Annotated in this window: 18 protein-coding genes; 12 read left to right on the top strand and 6 right to left on the bottom strand. The window is 61.4% G+C overall.

What is annotated here, in order from left to right; genetic code table 11:
- Positions 1-134 precede the first annotated feature (134 nt).
- A complete protein-coding gene (locus DES49_RS13670) occupies positions 135-887 on the top strand; it encodes a pseudouridine synthase (RefSeq protein ID WP_133736991.1) in 753 nt (250 codons plus the stop codon).
- Here DES49_RS13670 and DES49_RS13665 read toward each other — a convergent pair.
- On the bottom strand, positions 856-1,866 hold the full coding sequence (locus DES49_RS13665) for a GGDEF domain-containing protein (RefSeq protein WP_166646094.1): 1,011 nt from the start codon (positions 1,864-1,866) through the stop codon (positions 856-858). The two genes, DES49_RS13670 and DES49_RS13665, sit on opposite strands and share 32 nt — an antisense overlap.
- 88 nt (positions 1,867-1,954) lie before the next feature.
- Here DES49_RS13665 and DES49_RS13660 point away from each other — a divergent pair, with 88 nt between their 5' ends.
- The 5 genes from DES49_RS13660 (at position 1,955) to DES49_RS13640 (ending at position 7,426) form a co-directional block, all read left to right on the top strand.
- Positions 1,955-2,878: a cation diffusion facilitator family transporter gene (locus DES49_RS13660; protein ID WP_133736989.1), complete on the top strand. Its 924-nt coding sequence runs from the start codon at positions 1,955-1,957 to the stop codon at positions 2,876-2,878.
- A 75-nt stretch (positions 2,879-2,953) separates the two neighbouring features.
- On the top strand, positions 2,954-3,874 hold the full coding sequence (locus tag DES49_RS13655; protein WP_133736988.1) for an ABC transporter ATP-binding protein: 921 nt from the start codon (positions 2,954-2,956) through the stop codon (positions 3,872-3,874).
- A 2-nt stretch (positions 3,875-3,876) separates the two neighbouring features.
- Positions 3,877-4,638, top strand: a complete 762-nt coding sequence (locus DES49_RS13650) for an ABC transporter permease (protein ID WP_133737099.1) — start codon at positions 3,877-3,879, stop codon at positions 4,636-4,638.
- A 260-nt stretch (positions 4,639-4,898) separates the two neighbouring features.
- Complete coding sequence (locus DES49_RS13645) at positions 4,899-6,206, top strand: acyl-CoA dehydrogenase family protein (protein WP_133736987.1); 1,308 nt, start codon at positions 4,899-4,901, stop codon at positions 6,204-6,206.
- A gap of 14 nt (positions 6,207-6,220) precedes the next feature.
- Entirely contained in the window at positions 6,221-7,426 is a 1,206-nt protein-coding gene (locus DES49_RS13640; RefSeq protein ID WP_133736986.1) for an acyl-CoA dehydrogenase family protein, read from the top strand.
- A 13-nt stretch (positions 7,427-7,439) separates the two neighbouring features.
- Here DES49_RS13640 and DES49_RS13635 read toward each other — a convergent pair whose 3' ends face one another.
- The 3 genes from DES49_RS13635 to DES49_RS13625 all read right to left on the bottom strand — a co-directional run bounded on the left by DES49_RS13635 (position 7,440) and on the right by DES49_RS13625 (position 12,415).
- The gene (locus DES49_RS13635; protein WP_133736985.1) at positions 7,440-9,017 is read right to left on the bottom strand and encodes an OmpP1/FadL family transporter; all 1,578 of its coding nucleotides are present in this window, start codon (positions 9,015-9,017) and stop codon (positions 7,440-7,442) included.
- A gap of 263 nt (positions 9,018-9,280) precedes the next feature.
- Entirely contained in the window at positions 9,281-9,817 is a 537-nt protein-coding gene (locus tag DES49_RS13630; RefSeq protein ID WP_166646093.1) for a DUF998 domain-containing protein, read from the bottom strand.
- A 51-nt stretch (positions 9,818-9,868) separates the two neighbouring features.
- The gene (locus DES49_RS13625) at positions 9,869-12,415 is read right to left on the bottom strand and encodes an Ig-like domain-containing protein (protein ID WP_133736983.1); all 2,547 of its coding nucleotides are present in this window, start codon (positions 12,413-12,415) and stop codon (positions 9,869-9,871) included.
- 294 nt (positions 12,416-12,709) lie between these two features.
- On the opposite strand from DES49_RS13625, the gene mnmM reads away from it, so the two are divergent.
- Both mnmM and DES49_RS13615 read left to right on the top strand, forming a co-directional pair.
- Positions 12,710-14,245: a tRNA 5-(aminomethyl)-2-thiouridylate-methyltransferase MnmM gene (mnmM, locus tag DES49_RS15775; RefSeq protein WP_133736982.1), complete on the top strand. Its 1,536-nt coding sequence runs from the start codon at positions 12,710-12,712 to the stop codon at positions 14,243-14,245.
- A gap of 58 nt (positions 14,246-14,303) precedes the next feature.
- Positions 14,304-15,089 carry a substrate-binding periplasmic protein gene (locus DES49_RS13615; RefSeq protein ID WP_133736981.1) on the top strand — a complete coding sequence of 262 codons (786 nt, stop codon included), beginning with the start codon at positions 14,304-14,306 and terminating at the stop codon, positions 15,087-15,089.
- A 41-nt stretch (positions 15,090-15,130) separates the two neighbouring features.
- On the opposite strand, the gene tfpB is transcribed toward DES49_RS13615, so the two are convergent.
- Positions 15,131-16,897, bottom strand: coding sequence for a type IV pilus assembly ATPase TfpB (gene tfpB, locus DES49_RS13610; RefSeq protein WP_133736980.1), 1,767 nt, complete (start codon positions 16,895-16,897; stop codon positions 15,131-15,133).
- Positions 16,894-17,289 carry a DUF2069 domain-containing protein gene (locus tag DES49_RS13605; protein ID WP_133736979.1) on the bottom strand — a complete coding sequence of 132 codons (396 nt, stop codon included), beginning with the start codon at positions 17,287-17,289 and terminating at the stop codon, positions 16,894-16,896. The genes tfpB and DES49_RS13605 overlap by 4 nt, the downstream gene beginning before the upstream one ends.
- Positions 17,290-17,399: 110 nt before the next feature.
- On the opposite strand from DES49_RS13605, the gene DES49_RS13600 reads away from it, so the two are divergent.
- From DES49_RS13600 to tilS, 4 genes are read left to right on the top strand one after another with little or no spacing between them, the layout of a single operon-like run.
- Positions 17,400-17,843, top strand: coding sequence for a TlpA family protein disulfide reductase (locus DES49_RS13600; RefSeq protein WP_243865056.1), 444 nt, complete (start codon positions 17,400-17,402; stop codon positions 17,841-17,843).
- A gap of 4 nt (positions 17,844-17,847) precedes the next feature.
- Positions 17,848-21,333, top strand: a complete 3,486-nt coding sequence (dnaE, locus tag DES49_RS13595) for a DNA polymerase III subunit alpha (RefSeq protein WP_133736977.1) — start codon at positions 17,848-17,850, stop codon at positions 21,331-21,333.
- 31 nt (positions 21,334-21,364) lie between these two features.
- Positions 21,365-22,318, top strand: a complete 954-nt coding sequence (locus DES49_RS13590) for an acetyl-CoA carboxylase carboxyltransferase subunit alpha (protein WP_133736976.1) — start codon at positions 21,365-21,367, stop codon at positions 22,316-22,318.
- On the top strand, positions 22,284-23,657 hold the full coding sequence (tilS, locus tag DES49_RS13585) for a tRNA lysidine(34) synthetase TilS (protein WP_166646092.1): 1,374 nt from the start codon (positions 22,284-22,286) through the stop codon (positions 23,655-23,657). Before DES49_RS13590 ends, tilS begins: the two co-directional genes overlap by 35 nt.
- Positions 23,658-23,814 lie beyond the last annotated feature (157 nt).

Genomic DNA, 23,814 nt, shown 5'->3' with positions numbered 1-23,814 from the left:
CACGGTCGCTCGGGTTGGATTTCGCGCGTCGTTTTAAAAGATGTTACCCGCCGCGGGAAAACGGACTTTGTCGTGTAGAATGCGCTTCGGAAAGAACCTGAATGCATCGTCAATGATATAAGGCAGGCACGCTTATGGCGGAACCTGTAAAACGCCGGCGGCGCCGGTTGGATTTCCTGATCGCCCGTCTCACGGGGATGACCCGCAAGCAGGCCAAGCAGTGCATCCGGGCGGGGCGGGTCCGCGTTGAGGGAATGGATGACAGTCAACTCAAGGGCCAGGCCCGTGTTGGCATCGAGGATGCGGTCTATCTGGACGATGAATTGCTGGAGCGCGAAAGCGGCGACCGGTATATCATGCTCAACAAGCCCGCGGGCGTTGTCAGTGCCACCCGTGATGACTATGACCCGACGGTGTTGGGGCTTATGGACCCGGAGGAACGCCGCGGGCTGCATCCCGTCGGTCGCCTGGACAAGGACACTACCGGGCTCCTTCTGCTGACCACCGATGGCGAGTGGAGTCACCGTATCACGTCCCCGCGCCATGCCTGTCCCAAGGTCTATCGGGTGGATGTGGCGGAACCGCTGGATGATGAGACTCTGGAGCGCCTGGAAACGGGCATTGTGCTGCGGGGGGATAACAAGGCCAGTTATGCCCAGCATATTGAACGGATCTCAGAGACCCGCATCCTCATGACTCTGAACCAGGGCCGCTATCATCAGATCAAGCGTATGATTGGGGCCGTGGGCAATCGTGTTACCGGCCTTCACAGAGAGCGGGTCGGTGGTCTTGTCCTGGATGATGCGCTGTCTGAAGGGGACTACCGTTCCCTGACCCTGGATGAAATCAACAGCGTCATGCCGCTTCAGGATCCGCAAGAACAATAGTGTCCCGGCCCGCGCCCTTGGCCCTGTAGAGGGCCTGGTCCGCGCGCTGCAGCCAGCGTTCCCAGTTGTCGTCCTCGCGGATCAGGGCACCACCGATGGAACAGGTCACCTCACCGCCCGAACAGGTGAGGTAGTCCCGTATTACCTGGTGGATGTGGCGGGCAGCGGTCTCCAGGCCGTGCAGGTCTACGTCCTGAAGAAGCAGGACAAACTCCTCGCCGCCGAAGCGGAAGAAACGGTCGCCACGACGGCTGTGGCTCTCCACCAGTGTCGCGAAATGGCGTAATACGTCGTCGCCCTCGGCATGGCCGTATTTGTCGTTAATCTGCTTGAAGTAGTCCAGGTCCAGCATCAGAAGGCCCGTATTGATGGTGTCGCGGTCGAATCGGGCAATGGCGATCCTGAGCTCGTCCTCGAGCATGCGCCGGTTGCCGGCGCCGGTGAGCGAATCCCGGGTGGCCAACTCCTCCAACTCATCCGCCTGCGCCTTGGAGCGGATGGCGAATGAATAGGCGAACACGGAAACGATGAAAATCGTGGTGGCGAAGGAAATCAATGGGAGCGTGCCCAGGCCGGCCTCCGCACCGAGCACAAGTGATGCCCCGGTTAGAATGATGACCTTGGGGACTGCAAACATGGGCGGCGAGAGGAAGAAGGAGGCAATGACGTCCACGAAGGCCCAGAACAGGCCCACGAGGCCCGCCAGATACACGACGGCCAGAACGCCACACCCTGTGACAAGAACCAGGACTATCCCCGCGCCGCGAGTCCGGCCAGTGCACCAGCTGAAGATAAGGATGCCAAGTAGGGCGGCGACCAGCAGTAGGTCAACAATGGCCATGAGCCAGTTGCCATCAATGCTGCGGAAAACCGCAAAACCGCCGATTGCGATGGCGGCCGGAAGGCAGAACAGCGTTATAAGGGATAGGCGGAAGTCAGCCTGAAAGCGTTTTCGGGCTTGTTTGTATTGATGCTGCAACTTTTTAAGGGCCATAAGCAAAAAATAGCGGCAACACGCGTAAAATGCACCCGCTAATTCATTGAGGACCCGCTTTGGGGACGACTTTATGAAAACGGAACGGCGCGGACTGATCCTTTCGGCAGTGATGTCGCTGGTGCTGGGCAGCGTTGCCCTGGTGGCTTCCGTTGTTACCGGCTCCCAGGTGATACTGCTGGATGGTCTCTTCAACCTGATCTACAGCGTCATGGCGTTTTTCAGCGTCCGCGTGGCCACCCTCCTCGCTGTCCCCGATAACGAAAAATACCCCTTTGGTTTCGCCTATTTCGAGTCCCTGGTAAACGCGGCCAAAGGGCTTCTTATACTGGGAGTTGGGCTGTTGGCGCTCGGGGATTCAGTGCTGGTGCTGCTGGCCGGTGGGCGTGAGATCACTGCGGGGCTCGCCATTGTCTACGCGGTATTTGCAACCGTGGCCAGCCTGGTCAGTATGATCCTCCTGAGGCGTCTCCGGCGTCACACCTCAAGTCCACTGGTCGAGGCGGATTACGCCAACTGGCGCATCAACACCACGATCTCCGCGTCGGTCCTGATCGCGTTCTGCCTGATACCGGTAGCGGATATGAGCGGATGGTCCGCACTGACGCCCTATGTGGACCCGTTGATGGTGGCGGTCGTGGTGGTCCTGTTCTGCCTCAGCGCGCCGTTCCGGATGGCATCGGAGGCCATCAAGGAACTCCTGAACCGGGCGCCACCGAGCCGGATCCGTCATCCCGTGCAGTCCGCCGTCGAGGATGTGCTTGGCCACTGGCCGGTAAGCGACTTCAGCCTGCGGATGGTTCGACCAGGGCGCACACTTTATCTGGTGATCTACGTGGTCCTGCCGGAGGATTCGCACGTATCAGACCTGAAGACCCTGGACCGGCTGCGGGAACAGCTGGACAGCGGCGTACGGGCCATCTGCTCGCCGCTTATTCTCGATGTCGTCTTTACGGCAGACAGCCGTTGGGTCGTACCCACGAATGGCTACCAATAATTTGGCGATGATCCCGGCAATGGAAAGCCGCTTCTGTGATACCCTTTTCCGCGATCTGTAGCACTGAGGTGAACATTGGCACCGATTCTGACCGTCAAGAATCTCGACAAAACCTATGAGTCCGGCTTCCAGGCTCTGAAGGATATCAACCTCAACATCGAAAAGGGCGAAATCTTCGCGCTGCTGGGCCCCAATGGCGCCGGAAAGACCACACTCATCAGTATCATCTGCGGCATCGTCAACAGCACCGGCGGCAGCGTGACTGTTGATGGTTACGACATCGTGCGCGACTATCGCCATACCCGATCGCGCATCGGGCTTGTCCCCCAGGAACTCACACGGGATGCCTTCGAGACGGTCTGGGCCACGGTCAATTTCAGCCGGACGCTTTTCGGCAAACCGCGCGACGACGCCTACCTGGAAAAGGTCCTTCGCGACCTCTCGCTCTGGGACAAGCGCAACAATCAGCTGCGCACGCTCTCCGGCGGCATGAAGCGCCGCCTGCTTATCGCCAAGGCCCTGTCCCACGAGCCCTCGGTGCTCTTCCTGGATGAACCCACGGCCGGGGTGGACGTGGAGCTGCGCCAGGGCATGTGGGAAACCGTTGAATACCTGCGCGAAACCGGCGTCACCGTCATCCTCACCACGCACTACATCGAGGAAGCGGAATTAATGGCCGACCGCATCGGCGTCATCAACCAGGGCGAAATCATCCTGGTGGAGAACAAGCGACAGCTGATGAAAAAACTTGGCCAGAAGCAGCTTGTCCTGCAACTGCGCGAACCGCTCAGCAGCGTTCCCGCAGGCCTGGCTGCCTACAGCCTGAGTCTGGGCGATAACGGCGAGTCACTGATCTATACCTACCAGACCCAGTCCGCCCAGACCGGCATCGACAGCCTGCTCCAGGACCTCGGCGAAGCCGGCATCCGCTTTACGGACCTGCACACCACGCAAAGCTCACTCGAAGACATTTTCCTGGACCTGGTGAACGGATGAAGATGAACCCAAGAGGCATGTACGCCATCTACCGTTTCGAAATCGCCCGCGCCGCCCGCACCTGGCTGCAGAGCGTCGTCTCGCCCGTGGTAACCACCTCCCTGTACTTCGTCGTCTTCGGCGCCGCCATCGGCTCGCGGGTCGAGCAGGTGCAGGGCATCCCCTACGGCGCCTTCATCGTCCCCGGCCTGATCATGCTCATGCTCCTCACCCAGAGCGTCACCAACGCCTCCTTCGGCATCTTCTTCCCCAGGTTCACCGGCAACATCTACGAAGTCCTCTCCGCCCCGGTGTCCTACCTGGAAGTGGTCATCGGCTACGTCGGCGCCGCCGCGACCAAATCCCTGATCCTGGGCCTGATCATCCTCATCACCGCCCATCTCTTCGTGGACCTGCCCATACAGCACCCGTTCCTGATGCTGTTCTTCCTGGTCCTAACCGCAATCACCTTCAGCCTCTTCGGCTTCATCGTCGGCATCTGGGCCCAGGACTTCGAACAACTCCAGATCGTGCCCCTGCTGCTCATCATCCCACTGACGTTTCTGGGCGGCACCTTCTACTCCCTCGACGTCCTCCCCGAGTTCTGGCAGACCGTCTCCCTCTTCAACCCGGTCGTCTACCTCGTCAGCGGCTTCCGCTGGAGCTTCTTCGAAGTCTCCGACGTCCCCATCCTCGTCAGCCTCGGCATGACCTTCCTGTTCATGCTCCTGTGCCTGGCGCTCGTCTGGTGGATTTTCCGCACTGGGTATCGTCTGAAGTCGTAATCCGTCAGCTTGATGTAGCAGGGTTCAGTGCCGGGGTCGGGGGATGCCTTCCGGGAAGCTCCGGAGCCATGGATGGCGGAGGGCAGCGTACATGGATGTATTCACAGCGTTTCCCGGAAGGCATCCCCCGACCCCGGCACTGAAGTCTGCGGCCGGGCTGGCCGGATAAACTGCACTGATCGGCGCCAGGGTCAATGTGAACCATCCTTTCTGCCCCATAATTGAAGGATAATCGGGGACCAACAAAAAGGAAGGGAACCATGCCCAAAGACGCCATCGGCTACGCCCTGAGCGCACTGAACAACATCGCCCGCTCCGACATCCTCGACCGCCTCCACCTGAGGACCACCGCCGAAAACCTAAGCTACCACCTCACACGCAGCGGCTTCCGCGCCATCAGCACCAGCAGCCGCGCCTTCAAAGCCGCCAACCCCCTCAAGAAACCCCAACGCCTCCACGCCCCCGGCCAGACCACCGACTACTTCGACCTCAACATCACCGACGAACAGCGCATGATCCGCGACAGCGTGCGCGACTTCGCCACCGAAGTACTGCGGGAAGAAGCCGAGACCGCCGACGCCGAACAGCGCACCAGCGACACCGTCATGAGCCAGGCCGCTGAACTCGGCCTCAACCTCTTCGCCGTCCCCGAGGCCCTGGAAGGCGCCGCCACCGAACGCTCCCCCGTCACCTCCATGCTGGTGGCCGAAGACCTGGCCTACGGCGACATGGGACAGGCACTGTCCATCCTGGCCCCCATGAGCGTTGCCAATGCGCTCACCCACTGGGGCAGCGCCCAGCAACAGTCCACCTATCTCAACACCTTCGCCGGCGAGAATCCGCCCCGGGCCGCCATTGCCCTGTGCGAACCCCGCCCGCTTTTTGATCCCATGAACCTGACCACGACGGCTCGGCGGGAAGGGGACAACTACATACTCGAAGGGGAAAAATCCCTGGTTCCGCTGGCCGAGGATGCTGAACTCTTCCTGGTGGCCGCCTGCACCGCCGACGGGCCCGGCGTCTTTATCATCGAGCGGGGAACACCCCGTCTTTATATCGGCAGCGATTCGCCCATGGGGCTCCGTGCCGCCTCGCCGCGCAGCCTGAAACTGGACAGCGTCCGGGTGTCGGCGGCCAACCGCCTTGGCGACCGGGATTTTGATTACCGCGCCTTCGTGGACCTCGGAACCCTGGCCTGGTGTGCCATGGCCATCGGCACCAGCCAGGCCGTGATGGATTACGTCGTGCCCTACTGCAACGAGCGCAAGGCCTTCGGTGAACCCATCAGTTACCGGCAGAGCGTGGCCTTCATGGTCGCGGACATGGCCATCGAGCTGGATGCCATGCGCATGCTCACCTACCGAGCCGTATCCCGCGCCGAACAGGGGCGCAGCTTCCAGCGCGAGGCGCACCTGGCCCGCACCCTGGTCAAGGATAAGGCCATGACTATCGGAACCAACGGCGTCCAGCTGCTCGGTGGCCATGGTTATACCCACGAATACCCGGTGGAGCGCTGGTATCGCGACCTGCGGGCCATTGGGGTCGCCTTCGGCGGCCTGCACCTTTAAGGGAGGAAGCGTTCATGAACCTGGAAATTCCGAAAAAGTTCCGCGCCCTGGTCAATAATGCCCATCAGGTGGCCATCAGCACCTTCAGACCCATCTCCCGCTACTATGACCAGCACGAGCATGAACCACCGAAGGAGCTGGATATGCTGGCCTCGGTGCTGGACGGATTCAACGAGGGTGACCCTGCGAATTCCGCCGGGGCGGCGACCACGGGCGGCACTGGCGAAGCTGGCGATCATGGCGTCAGGAACGGCTCCAATATGGGCGTATGCCTGGGCGCCATGGAGCTGTGCTACGGCGACGTGGCGCTGATGCTCTCGCTGCCCCGCCAGGGCCTGGGTAATGCCGCCATATCCGCCGTCGCCAGCGACGAGCAGAAGGAACGTTTTGCCGGCAAGTGGGCGGCCATGGCAATCACCGAGCCCGGATGCGGTTCGGACTCCGCGGCTATCCGCACCACCGCCCGCCGGGACGGAGACCACTATGTGCTTAATGGCGAGAAGATTTATGTGACTGCGGGCCAGCGGGCCGACTGCGTGGTGGTCTGGGCGAGTCTTGACCCCAGCCTGGGCCGTGCCGCCATCAAGTCCTTCGTGGTGGAGTGGGGCACGCCGGGCATGGAGCTCGCACGGCTGGAAAAGAAGCTGGGCATCCGGGCCTCCGACACCGCCGCCATCCATTTCCAGGACTGCCGGGTGCCGGAGGAGAACCTGCTGGGCACTCCCGAGATCGATACCCAGAAGGGCTTTGCCGGGGTCATGCAGACCTTCGACAACACCCGCCCTCTGGTGGCTGCCATGGCCGTGGGCTGCGCCCGGGCCTCGCTGGAACGGCTGAAGGAACTTCTGGCCGACCAGGTGAGCCTGGACTACAGCCAGCCGGTGGAAACTGCATCCGCCATTGAAGCGGAACTCTATCGCATGGAGGCGGAATGGGAGTCCGCCTACTGGCTCACCGTGCGCGCCGCCTGGATGGCGGACAACCGGGAGGCAAACTCCATGCAGGCCTCCATCTGCAAGGCCAAGGCCGGTCGCGTGGGCAATGAGATTACCCTGCGTTGCGCCGAGCTGGCGGGCAGTCTTGGCTATACCGAGGAGGAGCTGCTGGAGAAGTGGGCCCGGGATTCGAAGATCCTGGACATCTTCGAGGGCACCCAGCAGATCCAGCAGCTTATCATTGCGCGGCGGGTTCTGGGGCTGAATTCAAGCCAGCTCCAGTAGTCGCCACCCGGGCTCAGAACTGGTAGTTGGCCTGCATGCCAAGGCTGTGCAGACTGGCCTCGGTGGTGCCCACGGCACGGTGGAGGGTGCCCGCCGGGTTTTCCTGAGGGCTGACATCCGCTTCCGTGATCTTGGTGAACGCATATCCCAGGTCAACATTGAGCCTGTCGTTGACGGTGTAGCTGCCACCAAGGCCGACGATGATGCGGTCGTTGTCCGGACCCCGGGGTGTGCGGTAATCCGAATCCGGGATCGGGGTTTCGTCGTAGCTTCCGCCGAAGCGCAGGGTCAGGCGGTCATCGAAGCGGTAGCGGGCACCCAGGCCGTAACGCATGGTGTCCTCGAATTCCAGTGGCTGGACCAGGTCACGGCGGCGAACGTCGTCCCCGGAGCCGGTGATGTCAGAGCCACCCCTGATGGACTCACTGGTGTCCGTTTCCGAAGCCGCTACGTCATCGCGCAGTTCATACTCCAGGCGGAGCTCGTCAAAGACGCTCCAGTTGATGTAGGAGACGCTGCCCATGACCGACCACCGGTCTGACAGGTCATGCTCCAGACTCAGGGTGGCCACCGCGGGGAAGGTGATGCGTGAATAGAGATCCCCGGGTGCGGCGCCCCGCTCATCCACGGCCGAGCGCGCTGATGCGCGGGCGTCTTCCTCGCTCAGGTTGGCAAAATCAGCCAGCGTATCCGTAAGATCGCCCTCAATATCAACCTCATCGAGGGTGGGGCGCTTGGCTTCGCCTTCCGCCAGGTGGTTGGTCTCGCTCCGGAAGTTGAAGCCCACGGAGGTATCATTACGGGGCTCCCACAGCAGGCCGAAGCTGAACCCGTAGGTGACGCTGTCGATCTCGATGTCGTTCTGGACGTCCAGCCGGTTGTTGGTGGGATCGTTGGGATCGCGGAAGGAGTCCACCTCATCCAGTATGTCCTGGGCGATTTCCGGCGTCATGGTTGCCTGGTCTTCGGCCTCCTTGATGATGGCTTCGGCCACCAGGTAGCCCACATCGATCTGGTTCGTGAGTGAGGCCTCATAGGTCTGGATGATGGCGCCGAGGCCCATGGAGAGCTCATCATTCAGGTCCACCGCTATGGTGGGGTTGATGTTGACGGTGCTCTGGGAGGTTTCCTCGGCGTGGTAGCGTCCGGCCCAGCCCTTGGGGTACTTGCTCCCGGAGCCGAAGGGCGCATAGAGGCCGATGCCCACGGCCGTATCCTCGTTCACCTTGTGGCCATAGTACAGGTGGGGGATGGGTGTGACCTGCTGGCTGTTGGCGTTCCCGGGGCCGTTGACCGTGGAAGGCGCCAGGCCATAGGCCTCTTCAAGTTTCTCGCGGCGGACTTCCGCGTTGTAATCGATATCCGCGTAGAGGGCTGTCAGACCACCGCTGAATTCGCTGCCTTCGACCCGCGTCAGGCCCGCCGGGTTGTGGGCGATGGCAGAGGCATCCTCCAGCAGAGTGGCGGTGCCGGCAAAGCCGTGGCTCAGCTCCTTGACGCCATGCTGGTTCAGCTCCAGGCCACCGCCCTGGGCAGTGGCGGCACCAAGGGCGATAAGACAGACCGGTATACAGCGTTTTTCAAACTTCATGACAGATTTCCTGTTGTCTTGAAAACGGATTTAAAAAGACGAGGCTTATATATAATTGCCTATTGTCCATTAACGATCGGAAATAGGTATGGCCGGATCTGCCTATGAAAAGGTCATGACAGCCAATGTTGAAAGCCATTCAAACACTTGGAAATTCAGTGATTTGTAAAATATGGAAAGGTCTTTTGGGGGTGGGTGTTTAATCAAATAATAAATGTGAAATACATCACAGAAATAATTCCGATTAAATAGTTTTTATTCGATCAGAATAATGAATGGCTGATGAGGGCGGCGAAAAACAGTGCTTCTATCAGTCTCTGGAGCCAGCCGCGGTATCGGGTCGGCGTATAGGGTGACAGCCCGGCCAGGCCAACAAGGCTGAACACGCCTGCCATGGTAAAGCCGGGCGCCTGCTGGTGGGCGGCAATCAGGCTCAGCCCGCCCCCCAGATACATCACCATCCCGCCCAGGTTGTGCCAGAAGTTGGCCCGGCTTCCATGCAGGGGAGCCCCCTGGTCCACCGGAAAGATGGCGGCAAACAGGTAGCCGATGGCGACGGACGCGGCCAGTGCTGCGGCTTCGAGGTGGCTTTCCAGAAGAAACAGGAAGCTGATCAGGGTGGCGAGGAGGCCGGAGGGCAGGAACAGGGCAAAGCGTGCCACCTTCTCGTGTTCAGCGCCACTGGCTCCGAGTTCGCTGATGGTCTGGCGCAAGGGGTAGTAGTCCGGCGTTTTGCGCCCGAGAATCCAGGTTCCGGGGATGAGCCAGATTAAAAGCAGAACAGAAAGAATGGTAGTCACGGTGGCCTCCTCCAATGATTGCCACCGTGACTATAGCGCAGAGCGGGACCTTTAGCGCGCTTCGACCAGCTCCAGATCACCAATGGTGAGGCGGGTATTCCCGTCCCGGGCGTTGGTCAGGAAGCTGGCGATCTGGTTCTGCATTTCCGCGTGGGTTGCTTCACCGTTGGGGATGCTGAAGCTTTCCTCACCGTTGTCCCGGGGGTCGTCGTCTTCGGTCAGCGGCTGGAGCGGTGATGCGTGGGCGCCAAAACGGAAACCCACGGTCGCCTGGATGGCATTGTCCCTGGCGTAGTCCTGACCCAGGGGAAAGCTACCGCTGCCCAGATCGTCCTCCTTGCTCGGCGCAAGCGTCAGATCCGCAGCCTTGGCGAGCGCTGTGCTGCCGGCCAGCGGTTGACCCTCCACTCCCGGTGGCAGAACCAGGTCGGCCGGATTCGCATCACTGCCGTCGGAACCGTCGTTGCCGAGGATCTGTGAGAGGTAGACCGGGCGAGGCGCGTTGTCCTGGCCCCGGGTGATGGCCGGCGCGTGGTTGAGCGGGTCGACGCTGTCGAGTGCGGCCTGGACCGAGGCGAAGAAGCGGTAATAGTCCTCGGTACCGGGCTCAATGCCGGATTCCGCCAGCCCTTCCCGCAGCTGTGGGCCAATGCTTGCCGAGCCTTCCAGAGTGCGCATGATGCCGCCGGGCGGGGTAAGCATGGTGACGCTCTGGATGGCCTCATCATGGGTCAGGAAAGGGGCAGCAACGATGTTACCCACGGAGTGGCCCACGAAGTGGAGGTTGGTGGTATCAATTTTGTCGAGGGCTGCGTCCTTGTCGCAGTTCGGCCCTACAGGGCTGTCGTCGAGTACTTTTGTACCGCACTCCGAAACGTCACCGCTGCGCAGGTGATGGGCCAGAGTGACAAGGTCGAGTGAGCCCTGACGGATGTTGTCGCGCTGGGTCAGCGGTTGGGAGGGATTCAGGAAATGGGAGCCGGACGAATCAATGCTACCGTCACTACCAGGGTTGCCGTCCTCGTCGACCAGATCCAGATACTGGGTACGCTCCCAGGCCTGGGGCAGTGAATCCTGCATTGCCTGGGCGATGGTGGCCTCATCACACAGAAGGAAGCAGTCGTAGACAATGGCCGAATCCTGCAGCTGGGCATAGAAAGCCGGTGCATACAGGTCGTTCAGTGACTCGTTTTCAATGTCCGACTTCACGAGACCATGGAGCGGCATGTCGATGCCCACGACCGCAAAGCCTTCCTGAGCCAGGCGGTCGGCAACCGCCAGTGCATTGGATCGGTTCTGCTTGATGGCATGCTGGAAGATGACTACCGGGTAGCCGTCGCCTTCGGGCTCCGGAACACCCTCTGCCTCCGGGTCCGGGACGGCCATGATAACGGGGGCGGTCTGCACGGACCGGATCAGGCTTTCTCCGTCTACACTGCCCCGGTTATCGTCCGCGTTACAGTTTCCTTCACTGCATTCCCAGGCCGTTTCAAGCACACGGTCGTCACGTGCCGGCGTCGGCTCGTATCCATTGGCCTCTGACCCCTTGGTGCGGTCCTCGGCTTCCTCGAGCCCATAGGGAAGGTGAATGGTTCCCGGCAGGATCTTCGCCTTTCCGCCCGGTGTGGACGGAGCTTCTTCGCCGAATACTTCATCCAGGTTGACCAGGCAGATAATGTCCTTGCATTCCGGGTCGTCGTTTTTCTTGAGCTTACTGACTTCTTCAAGATCCTTTAACCCGTTAGATTGAATGAAATCGGCTGCCTGCATGAAGGTCGCATCCGGACGCTGGGTCGTCACACCCCAGGCCAGGAGCATGTCGTCGCGGTCCAGGTCGATGTTATCGCTGTCCTCGATCGGTGTGATCGCCGCATTGGTGGTGCACTGGAGCAGGGCGCTGTCGCTCTTGCTCGGGTCATCGCACTGATCCAGGTCACCGGTGCCGGTGGCTACGGACCATTGCAGCGGACTGCCGACGAGATCGCCGCTGGGATCCAGGACACCCTCGGTGATCACGGCCGTGTAGGTGGTGTCGTAGCTCAGCGGTTCGGCAGGCAGGATGCGCATCTCATTGCTCTGCTCATCATAGGCAACGCGGAACTGATCCGGGCTGAGTTCTCCATCCACCTCGGTTGGCCGCGTTCGCTCGGGGTAGCCCTCGCCACTCGGCTTCATCCGGAAGACCCGCACTGTCTCGCCCGCGACCAGCGAATCCGGGTCAACGTCTCCGGTGAACGCCATGCGCCACGACGCCGTCGTGGAGAAACCATCGAGGGTATTGAGCGCCCGGATCACCGGTGCCGAACTGTCCTGCGGATCGTCCACGGGGACGTTCAGCGTCCCGTCCAGATCCTCCGCGCTGTTGGCGTCGGCCTCGAAAAGCAGGTTGTTGGGGAAGGGCAGGACCTGTTCCGCCGGATTGAAGGCGACCCGGACATCCGACTGTCCGCGCCCCTGCTCATCGTTCTGGCCGGAAACACCGCCGTTATCGGAAGCCTGGGCTGCATCGTCGCCGTCGGCGCTGCTGCCCGTGCTCAGACAGCCTGTCAGGGTAAAGGCCGTGAGGCCGATGAGAAGATAAGGTGTAACCGCTTTCATGAACCTACCTCCAGAATGGTTCAGGTTGATGGCGCAACTTTCACAGAATCGTCGAACAGTCTTAATGGCCGCTTTGGCGCATGCCTTCGGGCGTTTCAGTCAATGTTGAAATGAATTGAAACATTTCAGGATGTTACTGTTTGTAAAACGGTGGCAGGGGTGTTGGAAGTGTGACAGCCATCACCAAGGCTTTGCGTTGTTTGACAAAGGCAGGCGTTTCCGGTTTTTGGATTCAGCATTGCATGCGGGTATCCGGCCATCGACAATAATCCCTTTTGTCGGGAGGCAAATGTGTTGAAGGCGGTTTTTCTGGATTCAGACACCCTGGGGCGGGATGTGGACTTCTCGCCATTGGAGGAAGCGGCGGAACTGACCACGTACGCGACTACGGCACCGGCCGAGGTCGCTCAGCGGATCGCCGGTGCCGAGGCCGTGATCACCAACAAGGTGGTGCTGGGAGATGAGCATTTCGCCGCCGCGCCGCACCTGAAGGTGGTGATCGTAACCGCCACGGGGGTCAACAACATTAACCTCGAGGCCGCTGAACGGCGTGGAATCCGGGTTGTGAATGCCATTCGCTATGCACGCCCTGTACTGGTTCAGCATACGTTTTCCCTGATTCTGGCGCTGTCGAATCATCTGCTGGATTACGTCACGGATACCCGTAACGGCCGCTGGCAGCAGAGCACAATGTTCTGCCGCATGGACTACCCCATCATGGAACTGGCTGGCAAGACGCTGGTGGTCCTGGGCTATGGGGACCTGGGGCAGGGCGTTGCACGGCTCGGTGCCGCCTTCGATATGGATGTGCGCGTGGCAGCCCGTCCCGGGCAGGCATCCGGTGACGTGGACGGTTTTCCCCGTGAACCACTGGCGGAGCTGCTTCCGAAGGCGGACGTGCTCTCGGTGCATTGTCTGCTCAGCGAGGAAACACGGGACCTGATTGATGCCCCGGAACTGGCCGCGATGAAGAACACGGCCATTCTGGTTAATACCTCCAGGGGTGGCATTGTTAATGAGCAGGCACTGGCAGAGGCGCTGCGTTCCGGGGAAATCGGTGGCGCGGGCCTGGATGTGCTTACCGAGGAGCCTCCAGTCAACGGTAACCCGCTTCTGGCGGATGACATCCCGAACCTGCTGGTAACGCCGCACTGTGCCTGGGCCAGCCAGGATGCCCGCCAGCGGATGGTGGCGCAGAGCGCGGACAACCTCAAAGCCTTTGCCGCCGGCACGCTGCCAGCGGTGGGTGGTGTGAGGCTGACCCATCGTGCCCACGAGGCCGTGGCCCAGGCCCTCGGAGAAGGGGATCTGGCCCTGGATGCCACCGCCGGTAATGGCCATGACACGCTTTTTCTTGCGGAACAGGTAGGCGCCGCCGGCTGCGTCTGGGCGTTTGATGTCCAAGAGGCCGCCATTACCGAAACCCGGCGACGCCTTGCGGAGGCTGACCTGGTGGAGCGGGTTTGTCTGGTGCATGACAGTCACGCCAACATCAGAACGTATCTGCCCGATGATGCCAGGGGCAGAGTTGGTGCGGTGATGTTCAACCTGGGTTATCTTCCCGGCAGCGACCGGGGCCTGGTGACGGATGCCGATTCCACCCTTGCCGCATTGGAGGCCGCGCTGGGGGTGCTCAGGCCGGGTGGACTGATTTCGCTGCTGGTCTACAGGGGGCATCCAGGGGGGCGCGAGGAGTGGCAGGCTGTGCAGCACTGGCTCTCGCGGTCGCCGGTGACGCGGGACGTTTTTGGCAATTCGGATACGGCGTCTGATACGCCTGTACTGGTACTGATTCACGGCTGGAAGGGACATCAATGTGGACAGTTGTGAACGCGCTTGCCATTCTTGAGTTCAGGGGCTGTGCCCGAAGTCACTGGGAGGACCCATCATGCAACGGCTGAAGGGACTGGCCATTGCTGTTTTGCTGGCAGTGTCCATCAGCGCAACGGCACAGGAAGAATCCGGTCAGGAGCTGACCACGGTCCGCATCACCAATGGTGAGTGGCCGCCTTATCTTGGCAGGGACGAGCCGGGATATGGGGTCGCCTCGCGCATCGTGACCCGGGCGTTTGAGCGCGCCGGTTATGAGGTGGAGTATGGATTTTTTCCCTGGTCCCGCTCGTTGTATCTGGCCCGTCAGGGGAAGTGGGATGGCGCGGCGGTCTGGCTGCCGTCCGAGCAGCGTTTCAGGGACTTTTACGTCAGCGAGCCAGTCATCTTTACCGAGTACGTTTTCTTCCATCGCCGTGACATGAATTTTGATTGGGACATGCCGGCCGACCTCTCCGATTACCGGATCGGCCTGACCCAGGATTACGACTACGGGAAAGTCATCGAGACCGTGGTGGATCTGGAGCTTGTCCGCACGGAAACCGTTTCGTCGGATCGGCTGAACTTCGAGAAGCTGATTGCGGGTCGTATTGATCTTTTCCCGATGGACCGGATTGTGGGTCAGCGAATTCTTGAAGAGCAGTTTTCCCGCAAGGAGCGGAAAAAGATCACCTGGCACCCCCATCCGGTGCGACTGGACCGTCTGCGGCTTTTGCTGTCGCGGGAGGTGCCGGAAAACGCCGAACGGATGGAAGCCTTTAACGAGGCGCTGCGGGAGATGCGCAAGAACGGGGAGATCGAGGAAATCCTTGTGAGGGAACTGGGCCGCGTGCCTACCCCCTGATGGCGTTTCCCGAGGTCCACGGGTTCCCGATCCAGCGCCTGTTAGCGCTGGCTTTCGGGCGTGATGCGCATGACCTCTTCCACGGTTGTCACGCCCGCGGCCACTTTCTGGGCACCGGAGAGCCGCAGTGACATCATGCCCTGGCGGTAGGCTTCACGGCGAATTTCCGCGACATTGCAGTCTTCCGTTATCTGATCCTTGAGTGCGCCTTCCACGGGCATGATCTCGTAGGCGCCGGTTCGTCCCAGGTACCCCGTGTTGCGGCAATTCAGGCAGCCCACCGGGCGGCAGGTCTTTTCCGGAAGCGGTGCTTTCCAGGGGCGCGTCAGGTCGCGCCACGCTTCCTCGTCCAGTCGTGTGCTTTCCTTGCAGTCCTCGCAGAGCGTCCGCGCGAGCCGCTGGGCCATCACGCCGATCAGGGTGGCGCGGATCAGGTAGGAGGGCAGGCCCAGTTCCAGCAACCGGGTGATGGCACTGGGCGCATCGTTGGTGTGCAGGGTGGACAGCACCAGGTGACCGGTGAGGGCTGCCTGGACGGCCATCTCGGCCGTTTCTTTGTCCCGGATCTCGCCGATCATGATGATGTCCGGGTCCTGGCGCATCAGGGCACGTACGCCATGGGCAAAGGTCAGGTCGATGCCGTGCTGGACCTGCATCTGGTTGAAGGACGGCTCCACCATCTCGATCGGATCCTCGATGGTGCAGATGTTGACGTCGTCCGACGCCATCTGGCGCAGGGTGGAGTAGAGCGTTGTGGTCTTGCCGGACCCGGTTGGACCTGTCACCAGGATGATGCCGTAGGGATTGTCTGTAATCCGCTCCCAGCGCTGGCGGTCCTCGCGGGAGAACCCCATCTGTTCGAAGGGCTTGAGCAGCACCTCGGGATCGAAGATCCGCAGCACCATCTTTTCGCCAAAGGCCGTGGGCATGGTGGCGATGCGCAGTTCCACCTCGCTCTCGTCGGGTTTGCGGGTCTTGATGCGGCCATCCTGAGGGCGGCGTTTCTCGGCGACGTTCAATCGGCCCAGAATCTTGAGGCGGCTGAGCACCGCGATGCCCACATTGGCGGGGAACTCATAGACCGTGTGCAGCACTCCGTCGATGCGGAACCGCACCTGGGAAATCTCACGCCGTGGCTCGATGTGGATGTCGCTGGCGCGCTGCTCGAAGGCGTAATGGAGCAGCCAGTCGACAATACTGACCACGTGCTGGTCGTTGGCATCGGCCTTGCCTTCGCCCAGATCCAGAAGCTGCTCGAAGTTCTGCACGTGCTGGCTGGCATCCTCGCCACCGGCCTTGCTCACCGAGTTGGCCAGCTGGTAGAACTCCACCAGGAATCGGCGGATCGAGGCCGGGTTCGCAATAACCGGCGTGATGTCCGTGCGGTTGACGTGCTCCAGGTTGGCGATCCAGTCCTTCTGGAAGGGCTGTGCCGTGGCCACGCGGATCTCCTGTTTCCCCACCGATACCGCCAGGATCCCGTGGCGATTGGCATAGGCGTAGGACATGACGCCGGCTACCGCCGGCACATCCACTTTTAAGGGATCGATCTGGACATATTCCATACCCGCCCATTCGGCGAGCCACTGGGTCAATGCCTCAAGATCCAGAAGACGCCCGGTGAGCTGGTCCTTCAGTTGTGCTTGCGCCACCATTTCCAGCGGGTGGGACTCGGTATTGGACCCCAGGTTGGCGTTGCGCAGCTCCCTGCCTTCCTCACCGCTGATGCGCTCCTGGTCAATCAGGGCCTCGCAGACTTCATTGAGCGTCAGGGGCCTGTCTGGCCCGGGTTTGGGCGCCAGCGTCATGGTTGTTCAGCCGTCTGATTCATGCCGGGGTTGCGCGGATCATGCTTGAGTTTGAACATGGCCGCCGTAAAGAAGGCGATGGTCAGTGTCAGCAGGATCAGGGTCGTCGCCGGCCAGCTGTTGAGGTAGGCGCTGGCGGAGAAAGGGATGAAATAGATCATCAGCATGAAGCAGGCCCAGATGTAGGTGGTGTTGCGCGCCCGCAGCAGCCCCGGAACAAAGATCAGCAACGGCAGGATCTTGACGGTCAGAATAACCACCGGGGATGCGCCCTCCACGGGCGAGGGCCAGAAGGTGGTTACAGCCAGCACGAGGATGAGACCGAAAAAGCAGGCCAGTGCGAGCCAGTGGGCCAGCGGAAGATCCGAGTAGCGGCGAACAGCTGTGGTCATGGACAACAAATTCCTGCGTCTGGTTATGGATTACGCCCGCCGGTTTTGCCGTTACAATGGCTGTTTTGCAAGGGGCCGACAGTGCCCTCTACTCTATCAGGAGGTTGGCAGTGAATCATCTCGGGGCTGCGTTTGCGGCTGGTGTTCTGGCACTTCTGGTTACCGGCTGTAGCGGTGAGACCACCTTTACCACAGCGGAGGATGAACCCCTGGTCTGGGAGGAGCTGCGCGGTGACTGGGTCTTCGTCAACTACTGGGCGGAGTGGTGTGAGCCCTGCTACGAGGAAATTCCCGAGCTGAATCGTCTTGATAAGGCCTCGAATGTCACCGTCCTTGGTGTCAATTTCGACGGGGAGAAGGGCGATTCTCTGCGCAACGTGATGACGGAAATGGGTATTGAGTTCCGCGTTCTGCAGCAGAACCCGGCCCGGGAGTTCGATTGGGAACAGCCGTTATCGCTGCCGGCGACCATGGTCGTCAATCCCGAGGGCGAACTGGTTGAAGCACGCTTCGGCGAGCAGACCTACGAGGAACTCATGGAGGTCGTGGAGTAAGCCTGTGGCCCGATCATTCGTACATCTGCGCATTCATTCCGAGTATTCCCTGGTTGATGGCCTCATCCGCATCAAGCCGCTGATCGAGCGTGCCGGCGAGCTGCAGATGCCGGCCATCGGGCTCACCGAACAGTCCAATATGTGTTCCCTGGTTAAGTTCTACGAGGGCACGACCGGCGCGGGGATCAAGCCCATAATCGGGGCGGATATCTGGCTCCACAACGAGGAGGAGCCCGCCAATCCCTTCCGGATCACCTTCCTGGCCCGCAACCAGACCGGCCACCTGAACCTGACCGAGATCATCTCCCTGGGCTACACCCATGGGCTCAAGACCGGTCGCCCCATCGTGGAGCGTGATTGGATCGAACCGCGGAGTGAAGGGCTCATCATGCTCTCCGGTGCGCGCATGGGGGATGTGGGCAAGGCACTGCTCGCCGGCAAGGAGGCACTCGCCGAGGAACGGGCCCGTTACTGGGCGGCGCTGTTCCCGGATGCCTTCTACCTGGAACTGCAGCGGACCGGCCGTCCGAATGACGAGGACTGCGTCCACGCTCAGGTTGCCCTCGCCGAAAAGCTTGGCCTGCCGCTGGTGGCCACCAATGACGTCCACTTCCTGCATGCCGAGGACTATGAGGCCCACGAGGCCCGGGTCTGCATTGGCGAGAGCAAGACCCTGGACGATCCCCGGCGTGAGCGCCGATTCAGCGAGCAGCAGTATCTCCGTTCCCAGGAGGAGATGATCGAGCTGTTCCAGGACATCCCGGAAGCCGTGGACAACACCGTGGAGATCGCGCGGCGCTGCACGGTGCCGGTGCGTCTCGGCGAGATCTTCCTGCCCCAGTACCCGATCCCGGACGGGATGACCATGGACGAGTATTTCCGCAAGGTTTCCGAGGAAGGGCTGGAAGAGCGTCTCAAGCGCATCCTGGACCCGGAGCAGGCGGATTACGAGGAGCGGCGACAGGAATATTTCGAACGCCTGGACTTCGAACTCAACATCGTCAACCAGATGGGGTTCCCGGGTTACTTTCTGATCGTGATGGACTTCATCCAGTGGGCCAAGGACAACGGCGTGCCCGTGGGGCCGGGGCGGGGCTCCGGTGCAGGCTCTCTGGTGGCCTACGCACTGCTGATCACCAACATCGACCCGCTCCAGTACGACCTGCTCTTCGAGCGCTTCCTCAACCCGGAACGGGTCTCCATGCCCGACTTCGACGTGGACTTCTGCATGGAAGGCCGCGACCGGGTCATCCATTACGTGGCCGAGCGCTACGGCAAGGATGCCGTCTCCCAGATCATCACCTTCGGTACCATGGCCGCCAAGGCCGTGGTCCGGGACGTGGCCCGGGTCCAGGGCAAGTCCTACGGGCTGGCGGACCGCATGTCCAAGATGATCCCCTTCGATCCGGGCATGACCCTGGAACGGGCCTACGAAGAGGAAGAACCCCTTCGCGATTTCCTGGAACAGGACGACGATGCCCGGGAAATCTGGGACATGGCCCAGAAGCTGGAGGGCATCTGCCGAAATGCTGGCAAGCACGCAGGCGGCGTGGTGATCGCGCCCACCAAGCTCACGGACTTCGCCCCGCTGTACTGTGAAGAAGACGGCGGCAGCGTCGTCACCCAGTTCGACAAGAACGATGTGGAAGAAGCCGGTCTGGTCAAGTTCGACTTCCTCGGCCTGCGGACCCTCACCATCATCGACTGGGCCCTGGCCATGGTGAACCGTCGTCGGCGGGAGCGGGGCGAGGATGACATTGATATTGACGAGATTCCGCTGACCGACAAGCCGTCTTTCGAGCTGCTCAAGAAAGCGGAAACCACGGCGGTATTCCAGCTCGAATCCCGGGGCATGAAAGACCTGATCCGGCGCCTGGAACCCGAATCGCTGGAGGACATGATCGCCCTGGTGGCCCTGTTCCGCCCAGGCCCGCTGCAGTCGGGGATGGTCGATGACTTCATCGACCGCAAGCACGGCCGCCAACCGGTGGCCTATCCGCACCCGCAGTTCCAGTACGAGGGCCTCAAGCCGGTCCTCGAGCCAACCTACGGGATCATCCTCTACCAGGAGCAGGTGATGCAGATTGCCCAGGTCATGGCCGGTTTCACACTGGGTCAGGCCGACCTCCTGCGCCGGGCCATGGGCAAGAAGAAAGCCTCCGAGATGGAGAAACAGAAGAAGGCGTTCCTGGAAGGCTGCGAAAACAACGGCATCAGCAAGCATCTTGCCGACAACATCTTCGATCTGGTGGAGAAGTTTGCCGGCTACGGCTTCAACAAATCACACTCCGCCGCCTATGCGCTGGTCTCCTACCAGACCCTCTGGCTCAAGACCCATTACCCGTCCGAATTCATGGCGGCCGTGCTCACCGCGGACATGCAGAACACCGACAAGGTGGTCACGCTGGTCGAGGAATGCCGCAACATGGGCCTCGATCTGGTCCTGCCGGATGTGAACAACAGCGAATACAGCTTCACCGTGAACGACGACGCCCAGGTGATCTACGGGCTCGGTGCCATCAAGGGGCTGGGCGAGGGCCCCATCGAGAGCATTGTGGAAGCGCGTAAGGAAGGCGGTCCCTTCAAGGATATGTTCGACTTCTGCGCCCGGGTGGATATCCGCCGGGTGAACAAGCGTGCCATTGAAGCCCTGATCCGCGCTGGCGCCCTGGACAAGCTCGGGCCCGGGCGGGCGGGGATGATGGCCAGCATCGACAAGGCCATCCAGCAGGCCGGTCAACTCAGCCGCAACGCCAACGCCGGCATGACCGATTTGTTCGGCGAGGACCTGGTCTCCACCGGCGACGAGGATCCCTTTGCGGATGTGGCCCACCTGCGCGAATGGAGCGACAAGCAGCGCCTGCAGGCGGAAAAGGATACACTGGGCCTCTATCTGACCGGCCACCCCTTCGATGCCTACGAGAAGGAGGTCCGGCGCTTTGTGCCCAACAGCATCGCGGACCTGAAGCCGGGCAAGGGTACCCAGCGCATTGCGGGCCTGCTGGTGGCGGTTCGCACCATGAAAAACCGCCGTGGCCAGCCCATGGCGTTCGTGACCCTGGATGACCGCAGCGCCCGGATGGAGGTGACGCTGTTCTCGGAGGCCTTCATCGAGCACAAGGATCTCCTGCAGCAGGACAACGTGCTGATCATGGAAGGTCGTGTCAGCCATGACGACTACTCCGGGTCACTGAAAATGACCGCCGACGGCGTCATGGACATCAATCGGGCCAGGCGTGAGTACAGCCGTGGATTGCGCCTTTGCGTGGAGCAGCCACAATGTGCCAATGGTTTCCTGGATGAACTGGAGGACGTGCTGCGTCCCTATCGGGGCCCGGGCTGCCCCGTGAATCTGGACTATGAGAGCCCGAGTGCGCGCACCCTCATCCGACTGGGGGAGAACTGGCGGGTCCAGCCGGATGACGAACTGCTGTTGAGTCTCCGGCACCTTCTGGGCGAAGATCGTGTGACTTTGGTATACGATGAGTAAACGGATCAGAAAAAAAGACTGACGGAGCAACATGAACCCTCAATACCTGGATTTTGAACAGCCCATCGCGGAACTCGAGGATAAGATCGAGGAACTCCGTCAGGTCGGCAATGACACCGACATTAATATCACGGAAGAAATCAACAAGCTCCGGAACAAGAGCACCAGCCTGACGGAGAACATATTCGCCAACCTGCAGGCCTGGGATATCTCCCGACTGGCGAGGCATCCCCAGCGCCCCTACACACTGGATTACGTGCGCGAAGTTTTTACAGACTTTGACGAGCTGCACGGCGACCGGACCTATGCGGACGACCCCGCGATTGTGAGTGGCATCGCGCGGCTCAACGGCCAATCGGTGATGATCATCGGGCACCAGAAGGGGCGTGAAATCCGGGACAAGGTACACCGCAACTTCGGTATGCCCCGTCCCGAAGGGTATCGCAAGGCGGCCCGGATGATGCGCATGGCCGAACGCTTCCAGATCCCGGTGATCACTCTGATCGACACCCCGGGGGCCTATCCCGGGATCGGGGCCGAGGAGCGGGGCCAGAGCGAGGCCATCGCCAACAACCTGGCCCTGATGTCGCGGTTGAAGACGCCAATCATCAGCACCGTCATCGGCGAGGGCGGCTCCGGGGGAGCGCTTGCCATTGGCGTCTGTGATCGACTCTGCATGCTGCAGTATTCCACCTACGCGGTTATTTCACCGGAAGGCTGCGCCTCCATCCTCTGGAAGAACTCCGAGTACGCAGCGGAGGCCGCCGCCGCCATGGGCGTCACCGCCGAACGGCTCAAGTCCCTGGGCGTGGCGGACCGCGTTATTCCGGAACCGCTCGGTGGCGCCCACCGTGACCAGGAGACCATGGCCGTCAGTCTCCAGGATGTGCTGGCTGAAGAACTGGCGGCGCTGCAGGAGATTCCCCTGGAGGATCTGTTGCAACAGCGTTATGAGCGACTCACCCGCTACGATGCCAGCAAGTGACTGGCGGGACCCGGAGCAATGGCCCGATGACCTGAAGGCCGCCTTCGGGACCCTGCCCCGCCAGGGGCGCTGGCATCTGGCCCTGAGCGGGGGCCTTGACTCGGTCTTCCTGCTTCACTGCATCACGGCCCTGGCAACCGCCGAGGGCCGAGCCCTCAACGCCATCCATATCAATCACGGCCTGCAACCCGAGGCGGAGGAATGGGAAAGCCAGTGTCAGGCCCTCTGTCGTGAGCTCGGGGTGTCCTTCCAGAATCACAGCCTGGCGTTGGATCCCAACCGTCCCGACCTGGAAGCTCGAGCACGTCAGGCCCGGTACGACGTGTTCGAACAGGCGCTGGAACCGGAAGATACCCTGTTCATGGCTCACCACGGCGACGACCAGGCCGAAACCGTCCTGCTCCGCCTCCTGCGCGGCAGCGGCGTACGCGGCCTGGCTGGCATGCCCGCCAGCCGAAGCCTGGGGGCCGGCCAGCTTCACCGCCCCCTGCTACCTCTGACCCGTGCCCGCATCGAGGCATTGGCACGGGAATGGCAGCTGGACTGGTGCGAAGACCATTCCAACAACAACACCCGCTTCGACCGCAACTACCTCCGCCACCAGGTGATGCCGCTTCTGAAAGAACGTTGGCCCGAAGCCGTCTCGAGGTTCAATCGCAGTGCGGATCACTGCCGGGAAGCGGATGAACTGCTGGACGAACTGGCGCGCCAGGACGCGGAGGCCGTAACTGCGGGGGAGGGCGTCAGCGTTGCCCACATCCGTGAACTGACCAACCCCAGACGCCAACAACTGATCCGTTACCTGCTACGCCTCAACGGCCTCCAGCCCCCCGGCGAAAAACGCCTCCAAACCGGCCTCGACGCCCTGCTCACAGCCCCGCCGGACGGAGCACCGGAACTCCGCGGCGAAGACTACCGCCTCTGTCGATTCCGGGACCGACTCTGGATTGTTCCCGAACTGCCCGACATTCACCCGTCCGCCTCCGCCCCATGGCACCCGGACCAGCCCATGGACTGGTTCGGAACAATACTCGAGGCACACCGGTATAGGGGAGTGGGGATTGCCGTACCCAGAGCGGGCGAGTTGACCGTGGCACCACGCCGGGGTGGGGAACGGATCCAGACAAGGCCGGAACAACCGGAACGCCCCCTGAAAAAATGGCTACAGGAACAGGGCATTCCCCCCTGGGAGCGGCAACGATTGCCATTGATCTGGCATCGCGATGAACTGGTGGCCGTAGCGGATTATTGGCTCTCTCCATGCTACAAAGCACGTTCAGGTGATCAGGGGTGGCAGCTCGTCTGGCACCGACCCTGGCGGCTGCTACGCAGCCGCTAGCTGGCAGAAACAGCACCAAAGTGCCAATCTGAGCGTCAGTAACAGGAAGAGAGAAGGGGGAGGCCTTACCGGGAAGCTCCGGAGCCATGGATGGCGGAGGGCAGCGTACATGGATGTATTCATAGCGATTCCCGGTAAGGCCTCCCCCTTCTCTCTT

The sequence above is a fragment of the Halospina denitrificans genome (genome assembly GCF_004364635.1).
Classification (GTDB): domain Bacteria; phylum Pseudomonadota; class Gammaproteobacteria; order Pseudomonadales; family Oleiphilaceae; genus Halospina; species Halospina denitrificans.
Note: the sequence above shows the minus strand (reverse complement) of the source record. Positions and strands in the feature narration are given on the sequence as shown.